The sequence below is a fragment of the Brachyspira pilosicoli genome (assembly GCF_019402445.1).
GTDB lineage: Bacteria > Spirochaetota > Brachyspiria > Brachyspirales > Brachyspiraceae > Brachyspira > Brachyspira pilosicoli_B.
Genome location: NZ_SRZM01000198.1, coordinates 1 through 1745, shown reverse-complemented (window position 1 = coordinate 1745; position 1745 = coordinate 1). Strand labels below are relative to the sequence as shown.

2 protein-coding genes and 1 other RNA gene are annotated in these 1745 nt (G+C 26.7%); 2 read left to right on the top strand and 1 reads right to left on the bottom strand.

What is annotated here, in order from left to right:
* Positions 1–196: 196 nt before the first annotated feature.
* Positions 197–691, top strand: coding sequence for a GNAT family N-acetyltransferase (locus tag E6A48_RS07175; RefSeq protein WP_219709350.1), 495 nt, complete (start codon positions 197–199; stop codon positions 689–691).
* 14 nt (positions 692–705) lie between these two features.
* Here E6A48_RS07175 and ssrA read toward each other — a convergent pair.
* Positions 706–1058, bottom strand: a transfer-messenger RNA (tmRNA) gene (ssrA, locus tag E6A48_RS07170).
* A 100-nt stretch (positions 1059–1158) separates the two neighbouring features.
* On the opposite strand from ssrA, the gene E6A48_RS07165 reads away from it, so the two are divergent.
* Positions 1159–1716: a DUF4390 domain-containing protein gene (locus E6A48_RS07165; protein WP_219709349.1), complete on the top strand. Its 558-nt coding sequence runs from the start codon at positions 1159–1161 to the stop codon at positions 1714–1716.
* The last annotated feature ends 29 nt before the right edge of the window (positions 1717–1745 follow it).

Here is a 1745-nt window from a genome sequence, read left to right as displayed (position 1 = left end):
TTAAATGCAGTTCTTTTGCTTCTTTTATACTAATAAAAGAAGTGGGGGTATGGGGGCAAAGCCACCATAAATAAAAAACTTACAAAAATTTTTAGTATACATACAAACAATTATATTTTATAGTGTCACAGCTCACGATTGACAAACTATAAATTTTTAATGTATAATATTTTAAGCTAATAATAAGGAATACAATATGACTATAAGAAAAACAACATCCAATGATATAGATAAACTCTTAGAAATATTTGATTATGCCAGAGAATATATGAAAGCAAATAATAATCCAAATCAATGGGTTAATGGTTATCCATCAAGAGAAGATGTAGAACAAGACATTAAAAAAAATGAAAGTTATGTATGTTTAGATGATGATAATAATATAATAGCAACATTTTGTTTTTTTATAGGCATTGAAGAAGATTATAAAGAAATATACGAAGGTAAGTGGCTTAATAACAATGAATACGGAGTTATACATAGAATAGCAACTCTAAATAATCAAAAGGGAGTAGGCTCTTTTTGCATGAAATACTGTTTTGATATATGCAAAAACATTAGAGTAGATACACATAAAGACAATATACCAATGCAAAGGCTTTTAGATAAAGAAGGTTTTACAAAGTGCGGCATAATAAAACTAAGAAGAAACGGAGCGGAAAGAATAGCTTTTCAGAAAAGTAAATTATAAATTAGTTTTATAATAATTGGAGATGGCGGGACTCGAACCCGCGTCCTACGAAGCGCCCCATATTCGTCTACATAGCATATCTTATCTTTGAAGTTTCACTCTACAGGTAAAAGACAAGCAGAAAAACTATAAAGCTAGTTTGAGTATACGTAATATTAGGCTCAAACGGCACCCAATACAAGTTCTATGTGTTTCGACACCGATAAAGCAACCCATAGACAAATCACTAAACCAGTGACAGCTTCAATTAAGCTGCAAGTGCGTATTCGTCTGCACTTATATTTTTAGTATGATATTTACGTGCATATACCAAGCACGACTATGCAAAATATGACTCAACCATCGCAGTCGAAGCCGGAGCATCCCCTTTCAAAGAACATATATAAATTATTATAATATTTTTTTTCATATAGTCAACTCTTTTATCTGCTTTACTTTTATATTAATTTAAGTATAATTAAATAGTTATGAAATATGTATTAACATTATTTATTATAATAAGCTTTCAATTATATCCATATGAATTAAGACTCCATTTTGCAAGAGCTAATATTTATAATAATACTTTGTATGCTAATGTATATGTTGGCAATGATATGAATTTTTATAATAATATAAAAAGATATTTAGACAACGGAATTATAACTACATTTAATTTTAGAGTTAATCTATTTAAAGAAAATCTATTATTAGATGACAGTATAAAAGATGCACATTTCTATAGAAGAATGTATTATGACTTTTTTACTAAAGAATATGTTATATATAATTCTCAAACTATGGCGGAAACAAGAAATACTAACTTTTATGAATTAATTAGAAATACAAGCCAAATAAATAGAGTAAATATTATTGATACTAATAACCTTGATTTAAACAGTAAATATTATTTTAAAACAAGACTTTCAATACAATTTGAAAACGCCTATCCATATTTAAATGCTTTTTTTAATATGATAACGCCACTACAATATAGAATAAAATGGTTAAAATCTAATAATTTTTATTTAAATGAATTGTCATAATAATTTATATTTTCTTATATTATTTATAG